Source organism: Pseudomonas sp. B21-010, assembly GCF_024749325.1.
Lineage (GTDB): Bacteria > Pseudomonadota > Gammaproteobacteria > Pseudomonadales > Pseudomonadaceae > Aquipseudomonas > Aquipseudomonas kilonensis.
Window position 1 is genome coordinate 3,843,925 of the sequence record NZ_CP087198.1, and the last position, 19,609, is coordinate 3,863,533.

Below are 19,609 nucleotides of genomic sequence, written 5' to 3' on the forward strand. Positions count from 1 at the left end.
CAGCGAATCGGCTCGTCGGCTCATGAACTTTTTTTCAGAAAGCCGACAGGTATTCTTTGGCAGAATGCTGCGCTATAGCACCAATTTCCCAACACGGTACCGCCCATGAACCGCATCTTGACCATCGAAGACGACGCCGTGACCGCCCGTGAAATCGTCGCCGAGCTGACCCGCAACGGCCTGGACGTCGATTGGGTCGACAACGGCCGCGAAGGCCTGGAGCGGGCGGTAAGCGGCGACTACGACCTGATCACCCTCGACCGCATGCTGCCCGAGCTCGACGGCCTGGTGATCGTCACCACGCTGCGCACCATGGGCGTGGCCACGCCGATCCTGATGATCAGTGCCCTCTCCGACGTGGACGAACGGGTCCGTGGCCTGCGGGCCGGTGGCGACGATTACCTGACCAAACCGTTCGCCACTGACGAAATGGCCGCCCGGGTCGAAGTGCTGCTGCGGCGCAACAATGGCGCCCGCGAGCCGGAAACTGTGCTGCGGGTAGCCGACCTGGAGCTGAACCTGATCAGCCGCGAAGCCAGCCGCAACGGGCAACTGCTCAGCCTGCTGCCCACTGAATACAAACTGCTCGAATTCCTGATGCGCAACAGCGGGCAGATCCTCTCGCGCATGATGATTTTCGAGGAAGTCTGGGGCTATCACTTCGACCCAGGCACCAATCTGATCGATGTCCACATCGGCCGCCTGCGCAAGAAAATCGACCCGCCGGGCCTGGAACCGCTGATTCGCACGGTACGGGGCTCCGGCTATGTCATTGCTGAACCCTGCTAAAGGCTGGCGCTCCTCCAGCAGCCGTCTGCTGGCGCTGTACAGTTCGCTGTTCGTGATCTGGAGCGCGATCCTGATGGGGGTCATGTATTACGAAGTGTTTGGCTACCTCGACAGCCTGGCCAAGCACTCCCTGATGCAGCGCCAGCACCTGTTCGCCCGCATCCATGGCGATCAACTGGAAGATGCGCTCATGGCCAGCCTGACGCTGGACGAGCGCGGCGTTGACGCCTACGGGTTGTTCGATCCGCAACTGCGCCACTTGAGCGGACCGATCGTGCGGATCCCGGCGGACCTGCCGTTGGATGGCAAGATCCACATGCTCGGCGGTTGCGTCGATTCCGACGACCCCAGCGTGCCTTCCGACAGTTGTGACGCGGTGGCGAGCCGGACCCAGGACGGCCGCTGGCTGGTCCTGGCGCGGGACAATGGCTCGTTGTTCGCCGTGACCCGCATCATCTTGCACGCACTGTTCTGGGGTGTATCGCTGACGATCCTGCCGGGTATCGCCGGCTGGCATCTGCTGCGCCGGCGACCGTTGCAGCGGATTCGCAAACTGCAGGCCAGTGCCGAAGCCATCGTTGCCGGCGACCTGACCCATCGGCTGCCGCTGTCGAGCCGGCGCGACGAACTGGACATGCTGGCGGCGATCGTCAATGCCATGCTCGAGCGCATCGAACGCCTGATGAATGAGGTCAAGGGCGTGTGCGATAACATCGCCCATGACCTGCGCACCCCCTTGACGCGTCTGCGCGCCCAACTTTATCGCATCCAGCAGCAAGCGCCGGACGGCTCGCCCGAGGCCTTGCAAATGGATCAGGTGATCGCCGAGACCGACACCCTGATGGCGCGGTTTCGGGGGTTGTTGCGGATCTCCGAGCTGGAAGACCAGCAGCGGCGCTCGGGTTTCGTGCGCCTTGACCCGTTGCAGTTATTGCAGGAGCTGCATGATTTTTACCTGCCGCTGGCCGAGGAAGGCGAGCTGACCTTCATCCTCGAGGTGCCTGATGCGCTGCCCCTGCTCAACGGCGACCGGGCATTATTGTTCGAGGCCGTGTCGAACCTGCTGAGCAACTCCATCAAGTTCACCCCACCGGGAGGCACAGTGATCCTGCGTGGGGTCGATCAGGGCGACAGCACCCGCATCGAAGTGCTCGATTCGGGCCCGGGTATCCCCGAGGCGGAGCGCAAGGCCGTGTTCCGCCGCTTCTACCGTGCCGAGGGCAGCAGCCAGCACGGCGGATTCGGCCTGGGCCTGTCGATCGTCGCGGCGATCGTCAATCTGCATGGGTTCACGCTGGAGGTGGGCAGCAGCGAACACGGCGGCGCGCGCCTGGTGCTCGATTGCCGGGGAACGTTGTTGTAGCCATAGGACTTGCTCCCAAAAGGCCCTGTAGAAGCCATGTAGGAGCTGTGTAGGAGCTGTGTAGGAGCTGTCGAGTGCAACGAGGCTGCGATCTTGCCCCAGACAATTGAGTCGAGAGCGAAAGATCAAGATCAAGATCAAGATCAAGATCAAAAGATCGCAGGCTTCGCCAGCTCCTACAGTGGGTGAGGTGCCTGGTCTTTATTTATGCCGGGTCACTGCGATGCAGCGGGATGTTTTCCAGCTCATAGCGCAGTTCGTCGATCAGCTTTGCGATGCTCTCTTCCGAGCGGACGCTGTCGACACTCATGCCGCTCACCACCAGGTCCACCTCACCGCTTTCACGGTGATACAAACGCACGGTGAGGGTGCCGTCGCCATTGAGGCTGCATTCGCAGGCCAGCGGCGTAAAGCTTTCTTCGAGACGGGCGCGCAAAGGGGCCAGATGGGTCATGCGATGCACCTCAGCCCCGGGGGCGCAAATGAACGGTGGACAGCGCCGACCTCCTGGTCCACCTAGGCATCCTGTCGCGCTCATACTGGTTTCGTTCGCTGCACATTGTGGCGTATTCCTTGACTGTTTCGTGGGGACGCGACATCACAGACGATGTCGCACACTGACAGCCTAAGGAACCGAACCCCCATGCAAAACCCGAATTTGCACCAGCATGCCCGGTGCATTTGCACTGGCTATCATGGTGCCTTCATTCGCCATTCGTTCGCGAACAAACCCCGCTCCCGCGCCCAGACAATCGCCTCGCTGCGGCTATGGACATCCAGTTTCGAATACAGCGTCGCCACGTGATTGCGCACGGTGTTGGGCGCCAGCTTCAGGCGCGCGGCGATTTCCTTGTCTGCCAGGCCTTCGCAAATCAGCCCCAGCACGTCACGCTCCCGGGCCGTCAGCTCAGTGAATGACACACTGGGCACCTGGGCGTTGATGCTCTTCACGTTAGCCAATTTTTCAATCAGGGTCCGACTGAACCAGGACGCGTCCTTCATCACCTCTTCGATAGCCGCCACCAGCTCCAGCTCCGAGCGTTTGCGCTCGGTGATGTTCATCAGCACCAGCAGATAGCAAGGCTTGTCCTGAATAAGCACCGTATCGGCGGCGACCTCACAGTCGATGAGTTCGCCGCCCTTCTTGTGTACCTTGACGTCGATACTCGAGACAGCGGCGGCCTTTTCCAGCCGCGCAAACAGCGCGGCGCTGGCGTCCTTGTCGAGGAAGCCGATCTCCTCCACGGTTTTGCCCAACAGCTCTTCGCTGGCGTAACCGGTGGTATGGAGAAACGCCTCGTTGATTTCCAACAACTGCTGTTCGGCGCTGCACACCAGGGTGGGTACGGGCGACAGGCGGAACGACTTGGCAAAGCGCTCCTCGCTCTGGCGCAGCGCCGTTTCTGCCTTGCGTCGCGGCTCCATGTCCATGAAGGAAAACAGCATGCAGTCTTCGTCGTGCAGGTCCAGCGGCTGGCCGGCGACGATCACCTGCTTGATGGTGCCGTCGGGCAATTTCAACTCGGCCTGCATTTGCGGAATGGTCGCGCCCTGCCCCAGGCGTTCGATGGCCAGGTCGCGCCTTTCGGCGGCTTCAAGCACGTCAAGCTCATACACCGAACGCCCGATCACCTGCTCGCGACTGTAGCCGGTCATCTCCAGGAACCCCGGATTGACCTTGATGTAACGCAGGTCACTGAGGCGACAGATCACCGCCGGTGCCGGGTTGGCCCCGAAGGTTTTCTCGAAACGCTGCTCGGCGCTGGCCCATTCGGTGGCATCGCTGAGGATCAGCACGAGCAGTTCCGGTTCGCCGTTGCGGTCGGCCAGCACCATGCTGCGGATCCGATGCACCCAGGTCCGATCCGGGTCGGCCTGGGGCGTGACTTCCACCAGCACATCACTGAACTCATCGCCACGGGCAACCCGGGCGATGGGGTAGTTGTCGTCGCTCAGCGGGTGGTTGTTGCGATAACGCAGATTGAAACGCCGGGCGTATTGCCTCGCCGTGGTGCCCAGCTCACTGAGGTCCTTGACCCCATGCATCGCCAAGGCCGCCGCGTTGGCCCAGGCAATGGTCTGGTCGACCTCGATCAACATCACCCCGTCGGACAGTCCGGCAATGATCTGCAGCAATTGACGACGGTTGGTATCGGTGGTCGGGACTTGCTGATTCATTGGGTCTCCATGTGGTCGGAAGCACATGGAGATTACGACCACCCGCAGAGACGACACGTTCCCCATGTGTAGGAGCTGTCGAGTGCAACGAGGCTACGATCTTTCCATAAACAATTGAGTCGAGAGCGAAAGATCAAGATCAAAAGATCGCAGGCTTCGCCAGCTCCTACAGAAACCTGCGCACGCTGAAATATTGCGCAATTGCTTTTTCAATCGCCCTTCGTCGCAACGACTAATTTTCGATGATCTACATATTTTTTTTGGAGACCAACGCAGCACATGGATGTCGTTTGCGTATAGGTCGAGTAAGTGAGCCCGACCGAATCTATCTATTGACCGCCGTTGTGTACCAGCGCCAGCCTATTTTTAGCGATTGGCGACTGGGCCGGCTGCTCGTCGATCAGTTGCGAAGCGCCGAAGAAGTCTCAATGGCGACCTCCCTCGCCTGGGTAGTGATGCCGGATCACGTACATTGGCTGGCACAATTGCATAGTGGCAATCTGGCCGAGCTGATGAGCCGCATCAAATCCCGCAGCAGCCGAGACGTCAATCTTGCCCGTTGCCAGCAAGGCCGATTATGGCAGCGAGGCTATTATGATCGGGCGCTACGCAAGGATGAGGATCTGAAAGACGCCGCGCGGTACATCATCACCAATCCCCTGCGCGCCGGATTAGTGAGGCGTGTTGGTGACTACCCTCTGTGGGATGCCATTTGGGTTTGAAAAGCAAAAAGATCGCAGGCCTTGCACGTTCCCTGTAGGAGCTGTCGAGTGCAACGAGGCTGCGATCTTGTCCCATACAATTGAGTCGAGAGCGAAAGATCAAGATCAAAAGATCGCAGGCTTCGCCAGCTCCTACATAGGCGTTCCCCTGTGGGAGCTACGATCTTCTAGCCTTCAAGCCTTCAAGCCGCCATGCGCCCCTCGGCAATCGCCTGTGAGGCGGCCAGCATCGCTCGCAGCAGCACCGCGCAACCGGCGGCGAGGTCGTCCGGGGCGGCGTTTTCGATTTCGTTGTGGCTGATGCCGCCTTCGCAGGGTACGAAAATCATCCCGGCCGGGCCCAGTTCGGCGAGGAAGATCGCGTCATGGCCGGCACCGCTGACGATGTCCAGATTGGACAGGCCCAGCCCCTGGGCAGCGCCGCGTACGGCGTCGACGCAGCCCTTGTCGAAATACAGCGGCGGGAAGTCGGCCGTGGGTTTCAAATCGAAGGTCAGGCCGTGCTGCCGGCAGGTCTCTTCGATCACCTGCTTGACCTCGGCGATCATCGAATCCAGCCGCGCCGGTTCCAGGTGACGAAAGTCCAGGGTCATGCGCACTTCGCCGGGGATGACATTGCGCGATCCCGGATAAGCTTGCAGGCAACCGACCGTGCCGCAGGCATGGGGTTGATGACCGAGGGCGGCACGGTTGACGGCGCCGACGATGATCGAGGCGCCCACCAGGGCGTCCTTGCGCAGGTGCATCGGGGTCGGGCCGGCGTGGGCTTCGACGCCGCGCAAGGTCAGGTCGAACCACTTCTGCCCCAGCGCGCCCATCACCACGCCGATGGTCTTGCCTTCGTCTTCGAGGATCGGCCCCTGTTCAATGTGCGCCTCGAAATACGCCCCCACCGGGTGCCCGCTGACCTGGCGCGGGCCGGCATAGCCGATGGCATTGAGCGCCTGGCCCACGGTGATGCCTTCGGCGTCGACCTTGGCGAGGGTTTCTTCAAGGGTGAATTTTTCCGCGAACACGCCGGAGCCCATCATGCACGGGGCGAAACGCGAGCCCTCTTCGTTGGTCCACACCACCACTTCCAACGGTGCTTCGGTTTCGATGTTCAGGTCATTGAGGGTGCGCAGCACCTCCAGCCCGGAGAGCACGCCAAAGCAACCGTCGAACTTGCCACCGGTGGGCTGGGTGTCGATGTGGCTGCCGGTCATCACTGGCGGCAGGTTCGGATTGCGCCCCGGGCGACGGGCGAAGATATTGCCCACCGCATCGATGCTGACGGTGCAGCCCGCCGCCTGGGTCCATTGCACGAACAGGTCGCGGGCCTGGCGGTCAAGGTCGGTCAGGGCCAGCCGGCACACCCCGCCCTTGACCGTGGCACCGAGTTGGGCCAGGTCCATGAGCGATTGCCACAGGCGATCGCGGTTGATGTGCTGATGGGTGGATTGCAGGACGTCGATGGCTGCGTTCATGGGGATCTCCATTTTTTCAGGCATTGTTTGGGTGTGTTCGAGGCCGCTATCGCGAGCAAGCTCGCTCCCACAGGGGATCTGCAGTGCACACAGGTTTTGCACCCACCCCAATCCAGTGTGGGAGCGAGCTTGCTCGCGATCTGGCCCTCCTTCACACCGCTGTTTTGGCAACGGACGGGCTCGCTCGCATACTGCACAACCCGTAATAAATCACCCCGCCCAGCGCCGAGCCGGTGAACCAGCCGTAGCTGTAGAACCAACTGAACGCGTCGCTGCCCAGGGACAGCAGCGTCAGCACCACCGGCACACCAAAGGCGATGAAGCCGTTCCAGTTCCACGCTGGGTAAACGTCGTCGCGGTACAACCCGGCCAGGTCCAGTTGCTGTTTCTTGATCAGGAAATAGTCCACCACCATGATCCCGGCAATCGGCCCCAACAGGCTCGAATAACCCAGCAGCCAATTGGAATAGACCGACTCCAGGCTGACCTCGGAGACGATCAGGCCGAGCTTCTTCAGCAGTTCGTGGGCCATCAGCGCCAGCCCCACCAACCCGGTGAGCATCACCGCCTTGGTGCGGCCGATCAGTTTCGGCGCCAGGTTCTGGAAGTCGTTGGTGGGCGAGACGATGTTGGCGGCGGTGTTGGTCGAGAGCGTGGCGACAATGATCAGCACCATCGCCAGGGCCACCCACACTGGGCTCTGGATGTGCCCGATCAAGGTCACCGGGTCGGAGACGGTCACCCCCACCAGTTTTTCCGAGGCAGCGGTCATGACCACGCCGAGGGAGGCGAACAGGAACATGGTCAATGGCAGGCCGATGATTTGCCCCACGATCTGGTCTTTCTGACTCCTGGCGTAACGGCTGAAGTCAGGAATGTTCAACGACAGCGTGGCCCAGAAACCGACCATGGCCGTCAGACCGGCAAGGAAGTAGCTGGTCACCCCGGCGCCTTCGGGACGCTTGGCCGGGACCGCCATCAGCTCAGTCAACGAGACATTGGGCAACGCCCATAGCAACAGCCCCGCCCCCACCAGCACCAGCAGTGGCGCAGACAAGGTTTCCAGCCACTTGATCGACTCGGCACCGCGCAGCACCACCCACAGGTTGATGACCCAGAACACCATGAAGCCGATCACTTCGCCGGTGCCACCCAGGCTCTTCCAGCCTTCGAACACCGAGCCGAGAAACAGGTGGATCGCCAGCCCGCCGAACATGGTCTGGATCCCGAACCAGCCACAGGCCACCAGGGCGCGAATCAGGCACGGCACGTTGGAACCAATCACGCCGAAGGATGAGCGCAACAGCACCGGAAACGGAATGCCGTACTTGGTCCCGGCAAAGGCATTCAGGGTCAGGGGGATCAGCACGATGATGTTGGCAAACAGAATCGCCAGCAGCGCCTCGCCCACCGTCAAGCCGAAATATGCGGTGAGCACGCCGCCGAGGGTGTAGGTCGGCACACAGATCGCCATGCCGACCCACAATGCGGTGATGTGCCATTTGTTCCAGGTTCGCTCATGCACCTTGGTCGGCGCGATGTCGTGGTTATAACGGGGGCTGTCGAGGACGTCGCTGCCGGCTTCAAGCTCGAACAACCCGTCGCGTTCAGTCACTGTTGATCTGGTCATGTCCGCTCCACTGTTTTCATTATTTTTGCTCATCGACTGGCGATGGCCGGAGTACTTGCACGCGTGCTACCGACCATTGCGCCAGATCACGACGGCACTCAATAACCGTGCCGAATAACGCGCCGAGCTGACCAGATGATCGATATAACCTTCTCAAACATTTGATATTTAAAGATTTAAAGCCAATTAACCGCCCTGCTTCACTTCGTGCTCATCAACTTGAGGCTAGATGAGCTGTACGTCCTGTCGAGTTCGAGATTCAAAGTGGTGCACCCCAAATCAAGGCGAGGTGTCTGGACCGCACTTCAAGCGCTTTCAAGCCGCTGATTTACCATGACAAATCTCGCTCAAATAATGATCCTGTCAAGTGCGTCAAAATGGTGAGCACGCTCACCATTTTGGTGATTTCTAAAATTAATCCTTTAATTTCAATTAGTTAATAATCGTATAAGCTAATAAAAAATAATCTTGCTCATTTCAACAACTCCAGCTAGCGTCTAATCCTGACAGTCGTGACAAGAATGAAAATCTGCACGACGTCGTCACTTAATAACCGTGATCGATAAAACATAAAGAACCAGCAACAGTCGGTCATGCCTGCGAGGAACTCGGAATGTCTCTGTTGATCCGTGGTGCCACCGTTATTACCCATGATGAAAGTTATCGCGCCGATGTGTTGTGTGCCGACGGTGTGATCAAGGCCATTGGTGAAAACCTGGATGTTCCGGCCGGCGTCGAAGTGCTCGATGGCAGCGGCCAATACCTGATGCCCGGCGGCATCGACCCCCATACGCACATGCAGTTGCCGTTCATGGGCACGGTCGCCAGTGAAGACTTCTTCAGCGGCACGGCGGCAGGCCTCGCCGGCGGCACCACCTCGATCATCGACTTCGTGATTCCCAACCCCCAGCAGTCGCTGATGGAAGCCTTTCATCAATGGCGTGGCTGGGCCGAGAAAAGCGCCAGCGACTACGGTTTTCACGTGGCAATCACCTGGTGGAGCGAGCAGGTCCGCGAGGAAATGGCCGAGCTGGTCAACCATCATGGCGTGAACAGCTTCAAGCATTTCATGGCCTACAAGAACGCAATCATGGCCGCCGACGACACCTTGGTGGCGAGCTTCGAGCGTTGTCTGGAACTGGGCGCGGTGCCCACCGTGCACGCCGAGAACGGCGAACTGGTCTACCACCTGCAACGCAAGTTGCTGGCCCAGGGCATCACAGGGCCCGAAGCCCATCCGTTGTCGCGTCCTTCGCAAGTGGAAGGCGAAGCCGCGAGCCGCGCCATCCGCATCGCCGAAACCTTGGGTACGCCGCTGTACCTGGTGCACGTGTCCACCAAGGAAGCACTGGACGAAATCACCTACGCCCGCAGCAAGGGCCAACCGGTCTACGGTGAAGTACTGGCCGGCCACTTGCTGCTGGACGACAGCGTCTATCGCGACCCGGACTGGCAGACCGCCGCCGGCTACGTGATGAGCCCGCCCTTCCGCCCGCGCGGGCACCAAGAGGCGCTCTGGCACGGCTTGCAGTCCGGCAACCTGCACACCACCGCCACCGACCACTGCTGCTTCTGCGCCGAACAGAAAGCCGCCGGCCGTGACGACTTCAGCAAGATCCCCAACGGCACCGCCGGTATCGAAGATCGCATGGCCGTGCTCTGGGACGAAGGGGTCAACAGCGGCAAATTGTCGATGCAGGACTTCGTCGCCCTCACCTCCACCAACACCGCGAAGATCTTCAACCTCTACCCACGCAAGGGAGCGATCCGCGTCGGCGCCGATGCCGACCTGGTGCTTTGGGACCCGCAAGGCAGTCGCACGATTTCCGCCAAGACCCACCATCAGCAAGTGGACTTCAACATCTTCGAAGGCAAAACCGTGCGCGGCGTGCCCAGCCATACCATCAGCCAGGGCCGGCTGGTCTGGGCCGATGGCGACTTGCGCGCCGAACGCAGCGCGGGGCGCTATATCGAACGGCCGGCGTATCCGGCGGTGTTCGATTTGCTGAGCAAGCGGGCTGAACTACAGCGTCCGACTGCTGTGAAGCGCTGAACCCAGGCCTTCGGCCTATCGCGAGCAAGCTCGCTCCCACAGGGATCTGCGGTGCACATAGATTCAGCACCCAGTGTGGGAGCGAGCTTGCTCGCGATGAGGCCAGCCCAGACACCGAAAAAACCACTGCCCACCAGAGGCAGCACCTCAAACACCGTGAGGCCCACTCCATGATCCAGCCCTTGAGTCACCTCCCCCATTCCCAGGAAGACCCGGCCACCCTCGCCGCCCGCTTCAGCGACCTGGCGCCGCCACTCAACGCGCGCCAGGCCCACCTGGAAGCGTCCCGGTGCCTGTACTGCTACGACGCGCCGTGTGTGAACGCCTGTCCAAGCGAAATCGACATTCCTTCGTTCATCCGCAACATCCATCAGGACAACGTCCAAGGCGCGGCGCAGAAGATTCTTTCGGCCAACATCCTCGGCGGCAGTTGCGCTCGGGTCTGCCCCACCGAGGTCCTGTGCCAGCAAGCCTGCGTGCGCAACAACGCCCATGAATGCGCGCCCGTGTTGATCGGCTCGTTGCAGCGCTACGCCGTGGACAACGCCCACTTCAGCGAACACCCGTTCCAGCGTGCCGCCGCCACCGGCAAGCGCATCGCCGTCGTCGGGGCCGGGCCGGCGGGCTTGTCGTGTGCACACCGCAGTGCGATGCACGGCCATGACGTGGTGATTTTCGAAGCCCGCGACAAAGCCGGCGGTCTCAACGAATACGGAATCGCCAAGTACAAACTGGTGGACGACTACGCCCAACGTGAACTGGACTTCCTGCTGGGCATCGGCGGCATCGAAATCCGCCATGGCCAGAAACTCGGCGACAACCTGAGCCTGAGCGACCTGCACCAGCAGTTCGACGCAGTGTTTCTCGGCCTCGGTTTGGCCGCCAGCAAACAACTGGGCCTGAGTGACGAACAAGCGCCAGGGCTACTGGCCGCCACCGAATACATCCGCGAACTGCGCCAGGCCGACGACTTGAGCCAGTTGCCCCTGGCCGACCGCTGCATCGTGCTCGGTGCCGGCAACACCGCCATCGACATGGCCGTGCAAATGGCTCGCCTCGGCGCCCGGGACGTCAACCTGGTCTACCGGCGCGGCCTTGAAGACATGGGCGCGACCTTGCACGAGCAAGACATCGCCAAGGCCAATCAGGTACGCCTGCTGACCTGGGCCCAACCGCAACAGGTGTTGCTCGACGACACGGGAAATGTGCGCGGCATGCGCTTCTCTCGCACGCATCTGGAGAACGGCCGGCTGGTCATCGGCACCGACACCTTCGACCTGCCCGCCGACGCCATTTTCAAAGCCATCGGCCAAGCCTTCGACGACAACGCGCTGGTGGACCCACTGGCCCGGGAGCTCAAGCGCCAGGACGGGCGGATCTTGGTGGACGAACACCTGCGCACCAGCATTCCCGGTGTCTACGCCGGCGGCGACTGCACCAGCCTGGACCAGGACCTCACCGTGCAGGCCGTGCAGCACGGCAAGCTCGCCGCCGAGGCGATCAACGCTCAACTGATGCTCAACGTGGAGGCTGCGTAAATGGCCGATCTATCGATTGTCTTCGCCGGCATCAAAGCGCCCAATCCGTTCTGGCTGGCTTCCGCGCCACCCACCGACAAGGCCTACAACGTCGTGCGTGCCTTCGAGGCCGGTTGGGGTGGCGTGGTCTGGAAAACCCTCGGTGAGGACCCAGCCGCGGTGAACGTGTCCTCGCGTTATTCGGCCCACTACGGTGCCAATCGCGAGATATTGGGCATCAACAACATCGAGCTGATCACCGACCGCTCGCTGGAGATCAACCTGCGGGAAATCACCCAGGTGAAAAAGGACTGGCCGGACCGGGCGCTGATCGTGTCGCTGATGGTGCCCTGCGTTGAAGAGTCCTGGAAGAACATCCTGCCGCTGGTGGAAGCCACCGGCGCCGACGGCATCGAGCTGAACTTTGGTTGCCCCCACGGCATGCCGGAACGGGGCATGGGCGCGGCGGTCGGCCAGGTGCCGGAGTACGTCGAGCAGGTGACCCGCTGGTGCAAGACCTATTGCTCGCTGCCGGTAATCGTCAAACTCACGCCGAACATCACCGACATCCGCGTCGCCGCCCGCGCGGCCCATCGCGGCGGTGCGGATGCGGTGTCGTTGATCAACACCATCAACTCCATCACCAGCGTCGACCTGGACCGCATGGTCGCCCTGCCCAGCGTCGGCAGCCAGAGCACCCACGGCGGTTACTGCGGCTCGGCGGTCAAGCCGATCGCGCTGAACATGGTCGCCGAAATCGCCCGCGACCCGCAGACCCAAGGCCTGCCGATCTGCGGCATCGGCGGCATCGGCAGTTGGCGCGACGCCGCGGAATTCATCGCCCTGGGCAGCGGCGCGGTGCAGGTCTGCACGGCGGCGATGCTGCATGGTTTTCGCATCGTCGAAGAGATGAAGGACGGCCTGTCGCGCTGGATGGACAGTCAGGGCCACGCCAACCTCCAGGCGTTCTCCGGTCGCGCGGTGGGCAACACCACTGACTGGAAGTACCTGGACATCAACTACCAGGTCATCGCCAAGATCGATCAGCAGGCCTGCATCGGCTGCGGCCGCTGCCACATCGCCTGCGAAGACACCTCACACCAGGCCATCGCCAGCCTCAAGCAGGCTGACGGCACGCACAAATATGAAGTGATCGATGAAGAGTGCGTGGGCTGCAACCTGTGCCAGATCACCTGCCCGGTGCAGGACTGCATCGAGATGGTGACGGTGGACACCGGCAAGCCGTTTCTGGATTGGAATCATGATCCGCGTAATCCCTATCATGTCACTGTCTGAGGGTTAGGGTGCCTGAACTGGCGCCATCGCGAGCAAGCTCGCTCCCACAGTGGATTTGTGTTCACCACCGATCCCCTGTGGGAGCGAGCTTGCTCGCGATGAGGCCATCAGCCCCAACACCAATCTCAAGGCTCCCCCTGGACTAACAGTTCTGCTAGTAGACACCCCCAAAAAAATCCCCGACCCTTAAACAGCCGAACCCACCCACTAGAGCCCAGCCCATGTCGACGTCAACGATGAAGATACTGTGCCGCTACCAATACGACCCCCTGGACCGCCTGACAGGCTTGAAGCCTGCGGAGCATCTGGACACACAGCGCTTCTACCAGAACGACGAGTTGGTCAACGAGATCGAAGGCCAGGTGGAACTCACCATCCTTCGCCATGAAGCCCAGCCCCTGGCGCAACGCTTGCACATCGCCAATGTCACCGAGACGACGCTGTTGGCAACGGACCAGCAGCGGTCGGTTTTGCAGACGCTGGCCGGTGTCGACGCTCAGCCCATGGCTTATACCGCCTATGGTCATCGGCCTGCGCAAAGTGGTTTGAGCAGTTTGCTTGGGTTCAATGGTGAGCGTCCTGATTCGATTACCGGGCATTATTTATTGGGACAGGGTAATCGAGCGTTTAATCCGGTGTTGATGCGGTTTAATAGTCCGGATGAGTTGAGCCCTTTTGGGGATGGGGGGATTAATGCGTATGCATATTGTGGGGGGGATCCGGTTAATCGGTATGATCCGAGCGGGAATAGTTTTATCTATATAATCAAACCATGGAACTTCGTAAAAAATCTAAATGGGTTAAATCTTTCATCAAGAACAATTGCACGAACTGATAGACCAATTGGGTTAAATTTTTCATCGACTGCCTTAGGTAAAAAACGCAGCGTGGCGGCAGGATTACCGCCAGAGCCAGAGATATGGAACAACGCGCCTCATACCTACAAAAAAAAAGCAACCTTAAAGCTACTCCGAGATCGCACCTACGAAAGAAACCTAAGGCAAGATGCGAGAAAATGGGATAGCTATGTGAAAAAAAACCCTCAAACCTCCATAGAAGCCGATATTGAAAGGCTAGATATATACAATAAAGCTTTACGCAACTTAGAAAACGCTAAAAATTTTTCGGTGGCCGACAAATCGGCGTTGAATGCCAGGGTCTACAAAACAAGAATGATAGCCAAGCGCAGTGCTTGGAAAAACCTAAAAAGGTTGAAGACGGAGACTCAACGAGTTCGTAAATAACCGACCTAGTAAATCCACTTACGCTGCGGAGCATCAGCCTGATAGCGGGCTACGGCTCCAACCCAATCCCCCGCAAAATCACACTGGTCACCGTCTGCACCGCCCGCTCGAACTGCATGTCCGACAACGGCTGGTGGTCGTTGAGGATATTGATCTGGTGGTCGAAGTCGGCGTAATGCTGGGTCGAAGCCCAGATCATGTAGAGCAGGCTTGAAGGCTCCACCGGCAGGATGCGTTTGTCCTCAACCCACTGGCGGATTTTCGCTTCCTTCATCTTGGCCCAGTCATAGAGGCTGGCGTCCAGCGCCTGGCCCAGCGTCGGGGCGCCGTGGATGATTTCGTTGGCCCAGACCTTCGAGCCGTAGGGCCGGCTGCGGGAGTGGTTCATCTTGGCGCGAATGTAGCTGCTGAGCACCACCCGCGGGTCGTCGAACATTTCGAAGCACAAGGCGTCCTGCTTCCAGACCTCCAGCAGGTCGAACAGCACGGCGCTGTACAGCTCGCTCTTGGTGCTGAAGTAGTAATGCAGGTTGGAACGAGGCAATTGCACTTCGGCGGCGATGTCGGCCATGGCGGTGCTGCCGAAGCCTTTCTCGGCAAAGACCTTCTCGGCGGCCAACAGGATTTTCTCGACGTTACTGCGACGAATCTCGATCTTGTGATTGCCCATGAGGGCTCCCTGGCAACAGCGTTGAGCAAGACTAGCATTCACCCAACTTTGAAAACACTGGGGATCCCTGTGGGAAGGCTTTTGTGGCGAGGGAGCTTGCTCCCGCTCGGTTCTGTAGGAGCTGTCGAGTGCAACGAGGCTGCGATCTTGTCCCAGACAATTGAGTCGCAAGCGAAAGATCAAGATCAAAAGATCGCAGGCTTCGCCAGCTCCTACAGAACCGAGCGGGAGCAAGCTCCCTCGCCACAAAAGCGGGTTTTGCGCTATGTCGGCTGGCGCGCTTCGACGTTGTCCAGCGCACGATTTGCCAGCATTGCGCTCAGTTCGATCAGTTGCTGGATGCCCAGGGCAATGTGGCGCCTGGGACCTTCCAGGTCGAAGGCCAAGTCACTGACCATGGCGTTGGCCTAGGCCAGGTTTTCGCTGAGGTTGGCGAGCAGGGTTTCGGTGTCGACGCCTTTGACGACGGTGAACAGTTGGCCGGGATCGGCCTCGAGTTTGCTGGGTTTGGGCTTGAGGTAGGAATCGAGGATGCGGTCGGCGGCTTTGTCGAACGCTTTTGAGCTGGATGGATCTGTATCCGGTGGGTTGGGTGTTGGTTTGAACATAGATGAAGCTCCGATGCTGTAGATGGGAGCCAACACCCTCTCGCTACCAAACGAATTAGGGTGGCGGCCATACGAAGGTTGGTAGACCGGGCATCGGAGCCGGCGCCTCCGAAGAGGCCCTGCGCATGGCCACCAAAAAGCAAAGTGCATGATTGCACTTGCAAGCGATGACGCTATGCACCGACACCAGGGCTACCAAACCCGATCGCTGATTCAATCAGCGACCCGGAAACGATAAAGCCCTGGCCCCAAGGCGCACAAGCCGGCGGATTCTGGCGCAGTTGTAGGCAACGGCGCAAGACAACGTAGCCCGATCCCGAACGATCCTACATCTGGATAAACACAGGCCTGTTTGGACTGGAAATAGGGTTAACAACACACCCCTGTGGCGAGGGAGCTTGCTCCCGCTGGGTGGCGAAGCCGCCCCAAGATTTTGTGCTGAAATACAGAACCTGGGCCTGCTTCGCAGTCCAGCGGGAGCAAGCTCCCTCGCCACAAGAGTCCGCTTAAGCCTTCTGATCGGGGACATTCGACTAATGTCTTAGACCAGTCATCGCACAACCAAGCACCCTCCCCGCTATTCTCAAGCCCCGAATGTGCCCGGCGCCACGGCCTGCGATCTTGACCTGGATGGGTGACGACCATTGAAATGCCTCATTTTGAAGCACTCCCGAGTTGGATAATTCCGATAATGGCCAGTTGACAACGAGGAGCCGCTTCCAAATAATCCCCTCATGTTGTACGACGACGTATGACAAATAAAAACAACAAAAAAAGTAGGGAGCGTCATAGTGAGCACACGTGTCCGTTTTTCGCCCGACAACCGTCCAAACCGCCGTACCCTTCTCAACACCAGCCCCGCCCTGATTCTGCTCGGTTGCAGCAGCCTTGCGGCGTTTCTGCCCATGACCGCCAGCGCCGAAGGCTTCGTCGATGACGCCAAGGCCACGCTGACCCTGCGCAACGCCTATTTCAACCGTAACTTCACCAACCCGAACGCCGCCCAAGGTAAGGCCGAGGAATGGACCCAGAACTTCATCCTCGACGCCAAGTCCGGTTTCACTCAGGGTGTGGTCGGTTTCGGCGTGGACGTGCTGGGCCTGTACTCGGTCAAGCTCGACGGTGGCCGCGGCACGGCCGGTACGCAACTGCTGCCGGTGCACGATGACGGTCGTCCGGCCGATGACTTCGGTCGCCTGGGCGTCGCCCTCAAGGCCAAGGTGTCGAAGACCGAACTGAAAGTCGGTGAGTGGATGCCGGTGCTGCCGATCCTGCGTTCCGACGACGGCCGCTCCCTGCCGCAGACCTTCCGCGGTGGCCAGGTCACTTCCACTGAAATCAACGGCCTGAGCCTCTACGGCGGCCAGTTCCGTGGCAACAGCCCGCGCAATGACGCGAGCATGGAAGACATGTCGATGAACGGCCGCGGCGCGTTCACCTCCGACCGTTTCAACTTTGGCGGCGGTGAATACGCCTTCAACGAAAAACGCACCCAGGTCGGCGTGTGGTACGCGGAACTGTCCGACATCTACCAGCAGCAATATTTCAACCTGACCCACAGCCAGCCCATCGGCGACTGGACCCTGGGCGCCAACCTCGGCTACTTCACCGGCAAGGAAAACGGCAGTGCGTTGGCCGGCGACCTGGACAACAAGACCGCCTTCGCCATGCTCTCGGCCAAATACGGTGGCAACACCTTCTACGTCGGCCTGCAGAAAGTCGGTGGCGACGATGCCTGGATGCGCGTCAACGGCACCAGCGGCGGCACCCTGGCCAACGACAGTTACAACTCCAGCTATGACAACGCCAAGGAAAAATCCTGGCAGTTGCGCCACGACTTCAACTTCGCCGCCGTCGGCGTGCCGGGCCTGACCCTGATGAACCGCTACATCAGCGGTGACAACGTGCACACCGCCACTGTTGACGACGGCAAGGAGTGGGGCCGCGAAACCGAGCTGGCCTACACCGTGCAAAGCGGCGCGCTGAAGAGCCTCAACGTGAAATGGCGTAACGCATCGATTCGTCGGGACTACAGCACCAACGAATTCGACGAGAACCGCATTTTCATCAGCTACCCGCTTTCGCTTCTGTAACACCAGGCTCCATTGCCATGAGCGCATCCCATGGCAACCTGCGGCAGGGACGCCGGTTTAGAGCGGTTCGTCGATCAAACGTTGACAAGGTAACGGAAGGATAAGGATATTCTTCTCGGTCGTACGACAACTTATAACAACTGTACCTCTCATAGTTTGCTCAGGTAACGCCATGACCACGACACAGATTCGCCACCCCCTCAATCGCCTCCTATTGACCGGTGCCGCCGGCGGCCTTGGCAAAGTCTTGCGCGAGCGCCTCAAGCCTTTCGCCCGCCACATTCGCCTGTCGGACATCGCCAACATGGCCCCGGCCATCGACGAAAGCGAAGAAGTGGTGCCGTGCGACCTGTCGGACAAGCAGGCCGTGCATCAACTGGTCGAAGGCGTCGACGCCATCCTGCACTTCGGCGGTGTCTCGGTGGAGCGTCCATTCGAAGAAATCCTCGGCGCCAACATCAGCGGCGTCTTCCACATCTATGAAGCCGCCCGCAAACACGGCGTCAAGCGGGTGATCTTCGCCAGCTCCAACCACGTCATCGGTTTCTACAAGCAGGACGAGGCCCTCGACGCCCTCTCCCCTCGCCGCCCGGATGGCTACTACGGCCTGTCCAAGTCCTACGGCGAAGACGTCGCCAGTTTCTACTTCGATCGCTACGGCATCGAGACCGTGAGCATCCGCATCGGCTCGTCGTTCCCCGAACCGCAGAACCGCCGGATGATGAGCACCTGGCTGAGCTTCGACGACCTCACCCAACTGATCGAATGCTCGCTCTACACGCCAAAGGTCGGTCACACCGTGGTCTACGGCGTGTCCGCCAACCGCGACGTCTGGTGGGACAACAGCCAGGCCGCACACCTTGGCTATCAGCCCAAGGACACCTCGGAAATCTTCCGCGCCAAGGTCGAAGCGCAGCCGATGCCGGCCGCCGATGACCCGGCCATGATTTACCAGGGTGGCGCCTTTGTGGCGGCTGGCCCATTCGACGACTGATTCGCTGTTTTTCATGGGATACGCACGGACAAAGGAATCACCATGCAAGCCGAATTGATTGTCGACGCACGTAACGCCGTCGGGGAAAGCCCGGTATGGGTTCCCGAGGAAAACGCCCTGTATTGGGTGAACATTCCCAACGGTGGCCTGCAACGCTGGAATGCCAGCAGCGGCAAAATCCAGGGCTGGGAAGCCCCTGAAATGCTCGCCTGCATTGCCCGTCACCAGGACGGTGGCTGGGTCGCGGGCATGGAAAGCGGTTTCTTTCGCCTGCACCCCAATGATGACGGCAGCCTGGACAGCGAACTGTGCGCAAGTGTCGAACATAGCCGCACCGACATGCGCCTCAACGATGGCCGTTGTGACCGCCAGGGTCGCTTCTGGGCCGGCAGCATGGTGCTGAACATGGGTGCCAACGCAGACGTAGGCCGGATGTATCGCTACGAGGCAGGCCAGCGCAGCCCGGTCGAGGCGCAATTGAGCGGTTTCATCGTGCCCAACGGCCTGGGCTTCAGCCCGGACGGACGCACGATGTACCTCTCCGATTCACACCCGCTGGTGCAGCAGATCTGGGCTTTCGACTACGACACCGACAGCGGCACACCGTCCAACCGACGGCTGTTCGTCGACATGATGCCGTTGGCCGGTCGCCCGGATGGCGCCGCGGTGGATGCCGACGGTTGCTATTGGATTTGCGCCAACGATGCCGGGCTGATTCACCGTTTCACCCCGGACGGACGCCTCGACCGTTCACTGCAAGTGCCCGTGAAGAAACCGACCATGTGCGCCTTTGGCGGCAGTCGCCTGGACACCCTCTTCGTCACCTCGATCCGCCCCGGTGACAACAACGACCCGCAGTCCCTGGCCGGTGGCGTGTTCGCCCTCAACCCCGGCGTCAAGGGCCTGGCTGAACCTGCTTTCGGAGGACGGGAGCACTCCGCGAACTGATCTGTTTCACCGCTTCACTGGATGAGCCATAAAAAAAA

Annotated in this window: 15 protein-coding genes and 1 pseudogene; 10 read left to right on the forward strand and 6 right to left on the reverse strand. The window is 60.2% G+C overall.

The window, feature by feature from the left end; translation table 11 throughout:
- The first annotated feature begins 105 nt into the window (after nucleotides 1–105).
- Nucleotides 106–789: a response regulator transcription factor gene (locus tag LOY50_RS16740; RefSeq protein WP_003202897.1), complete on the forward strand. Its 684-nt coding sequence runs from the start codon at nucleotides 106–108 to the stop codon at nucleotides 787–789.
- A complete protein-coding gene (locus tag LOY50_RS16745) occupies nucleotides 767–2,152 on the forward strand; it encodes a HAMP domain-containing sensor histidine kinase (RefSeq protein WP_214512658.1) in 1,386 nt (461 codons plus the stop codon). The genes LOY50_RS16740 and LOY50_RS16745 overlap by 23 nt, the downstream gene beginning before the upstream one ends.
- A gap of 205 nt (nucleotides 2,153–2,357) precedes the next feature.
- Here the strand turns inward: LOY50_RS16745 and LOY50_RS16750 are convergent, their stop codons facing one another.
- Both LOY50_RS16750 and LOY50_RS16755 read right to left on the reverse strand, forming a co-directional pair.
- Nucleotides 2,358–2,606 carry a DUF1652 domain-containing protein gene (locus LOY50_RS16750; RefSeq protein WP_253475772.1) on the reverse strand — a complete coding sequence of 83 codons (249 nt, stop codon included), beginning with the start codon at nucleotides 2,604–2,606 and terminating at the stop codon, nucleotides 2,358–2,360.
- A gap of 239 nt (nucleotides 2,607–2,845) precedes the next feature.
- Nucleotides 2,846–4,330: a helix-turn-helix transcriptional regulator gene (locus LOY50_RS16755; RefSeq protein ID WP_214512656.1), complete on the reverse strand. Its 1,485-nt coding sequence runs from the start codon at nucleotides 4,328–4,330 to the stop codon at nucleotides 2,846–2,848.
- A 242-nt stretch (nucleotides 4,331–4,572) separates the two neighbouring features.
- On the opposite strand from LOY50_RS16755, the gene LOY50_RS16760 reads away from it, so the two are divergent.
- Nucleotides 4,573–5,052, forward strand: coding sequence for an REP-associated tyrosine transposase (locus LOY50_RS16760; RefSeq protein WP_258688516.1), 480 nt, complete (start codon nucleotides 4,573–4,575; stop codon nucleotides 5,050–5,052).
- Nucleotides 5,053–5,234: 182 nt separating this feature from the next.
- On the opposite strand, the gene LOY50_RS16765 is transcribed toward LOY50_RS16760, so the two are convergent.
- Together LOY50_RS16765 and LOY50_RS16770 are read right to left on the reverse strand one after the other, a co-directional pair.
- On the reverse strand, nucleotides 5,235–6,518 hold the full coding sequence (locus LOY50_RS16765) for a Zn-dependent hydrolase (protein WP_258688517.1): 1,284 nt from the start codon (nucleotides 6,516–6,518) through the stop codon (nucleotides 5,235–5,237).
- Between the two features lie 151 nt (nucleotides 6,519–6,669).
- Complete coding sequence (locus tag LOY50_RS16770; RefSeq protein ID WP_258688518.1) at nucleotides 6,670–8,148, reverse strand: NCS1 family nucleobase:cation symporter-1; 1,479 nt, start codon at nucleotides 8,146–8,148, stop codon at nucleotides 6,670–6,672.
- A gap of 613 nt (nucleotides 8,149–8,761) precedes the next feature.
- Between LOY50_RS16770 and hydA the strand changes: the two genes are divergently transcribed.
- The 4 genes from hydA to LOY50_RS16790 all read left to right on the forward strand — a co-directional run bounded on the left by hydA (nucleotide 8,762) and on the right by LOY50_RS16790 (nucleotide 14,258).
- Complete coding sequence (hydA, locus tag LOY50_RS16775) at nucleotides 8,762–10,201, forward strand: dihydropyrimidinase (protein ID WP_258688523.1); 1,440 nt, start codon at nucleotides 8,762–8,764, stop codon at nucleotides 10,199–10,201.
- A 170-nt stretch (nucleotides 10,202–10,371) separates the two neighbouring features.
- Nucleotides 10,372–11,739, forward strand: a complete 1,368-nt coding sequence (locus LOY50_RS16780) for an NAD(P)-dependent oxidoreductase (protein WP_258688525.1) — start codon at nucleotides 10,372–10,374, stop codon at nucleotides 11,737–11,739.
- Entirely contained in the window at nucleotides 11,740–13,014 is a 1,275-nt protein-coding gene (gene preA / locus LOY50_RS16785) for an NAD-dependent dihydropyrimidine dehydrogenase subunit PreA (protein WP_258688529.1), read from the forward strand.
- A 221-nt stretch (nucleotides 13,015–13,235) separates the two neighbouring features.
- Nucleotides 13,236–14,258 carry an RHS repeat-associated core domain-containing protein gene (locus tag LOY50_RS16790; protein WP_253475827.1) on the forward strand — a complete coding sequence of 341 codons (1,023 nt, stop codon included), beginning with the start codon at nucleotides 13,236–13,238 and terminating at the stop codon, nucleotides 14,256–14,258.
- A 49-nt stretch (nucleotides 14,259–14,307) separates the two neighbouring features.
- On the opposite strand, the gene LOY50_RS16795 is transcribed toward LOY50_RS16790, so the two are convergent.
- Nucleotides 14,308–14,928: a TetR/AcrR family transcriptional regulator gene (locus LOY50_RS16795; RefSeq protein ID WP_003202912.1), complete on the reverse strand. Its 621-nt coding sequence runs from the start codon at nucleotides 14,926–14,928 to the stop codon at nucleotides 14,308–14,310.
- 263 nt (nucleotides 14,929–15,191) lie between these two features.
- Nucleotides 15,192–15,536: pseudogene (locus LOY50_RS16800) on the reverse strand (DUF6124 family protein).
- A 905-nt stretch (nucleotides 15,537–16,441) separates the two neighbouring features.
- On the opposite strand from LOY50_RS16800, the gene LOY50_RS16805 reads away from it, so the two are divergent.
- The 3 genes from LOY50_RS16805 to LOY50_RS16815 all read left to right on the forward strand — a co-directional run bounded on the left by LOY50_RS16805 (nucleotide 16,442) and on the right by LOY50_RS16815 (nucleotide 19,571).
- Nucleotides 16,442–17,629, forward strand: coding sequence for an OprD family porin (locus LOY50_RS16805; RefSeq protein ID WP_408980868.1), 1,188 nt, complete (start codon nucleotides 16,442–16,444; stop codon nucleotides 17,627–17,629).
- 172 nt (nucleotides 17,630–17,801) lie between these two features.
- The gene (locus LOY50_RS16810) at nucleotides 17,802–18,623 is read left to right on the forward strand and encodes an NAD(P)-dependent oxidoreductase (RefSeq protein WP_253475833.1); all 822 of its coding nucleotides are present in this window, start codon (nucleotides 17,802–17,804) and stop codon (nucleotides 18,621–18,623) included.
- Between the two features lie 42 nt (nucleotides 18,624–18,665).
- Nucleotides 18,666–19,571, forward strand: a complete 906-nt coding sequence (locus tag LOY50_RS16815; RefSeq protein WP_258688530.1) for an SMP-30/gluconolactonase/LRE family protein — start codon at nucleotides 18,666–18,668, stop codon at nucleotides 19,569–19,571.
- The last annotated feature ends 38 nt before the right edge of the window (nucleotides 19,572–19,609 follow it).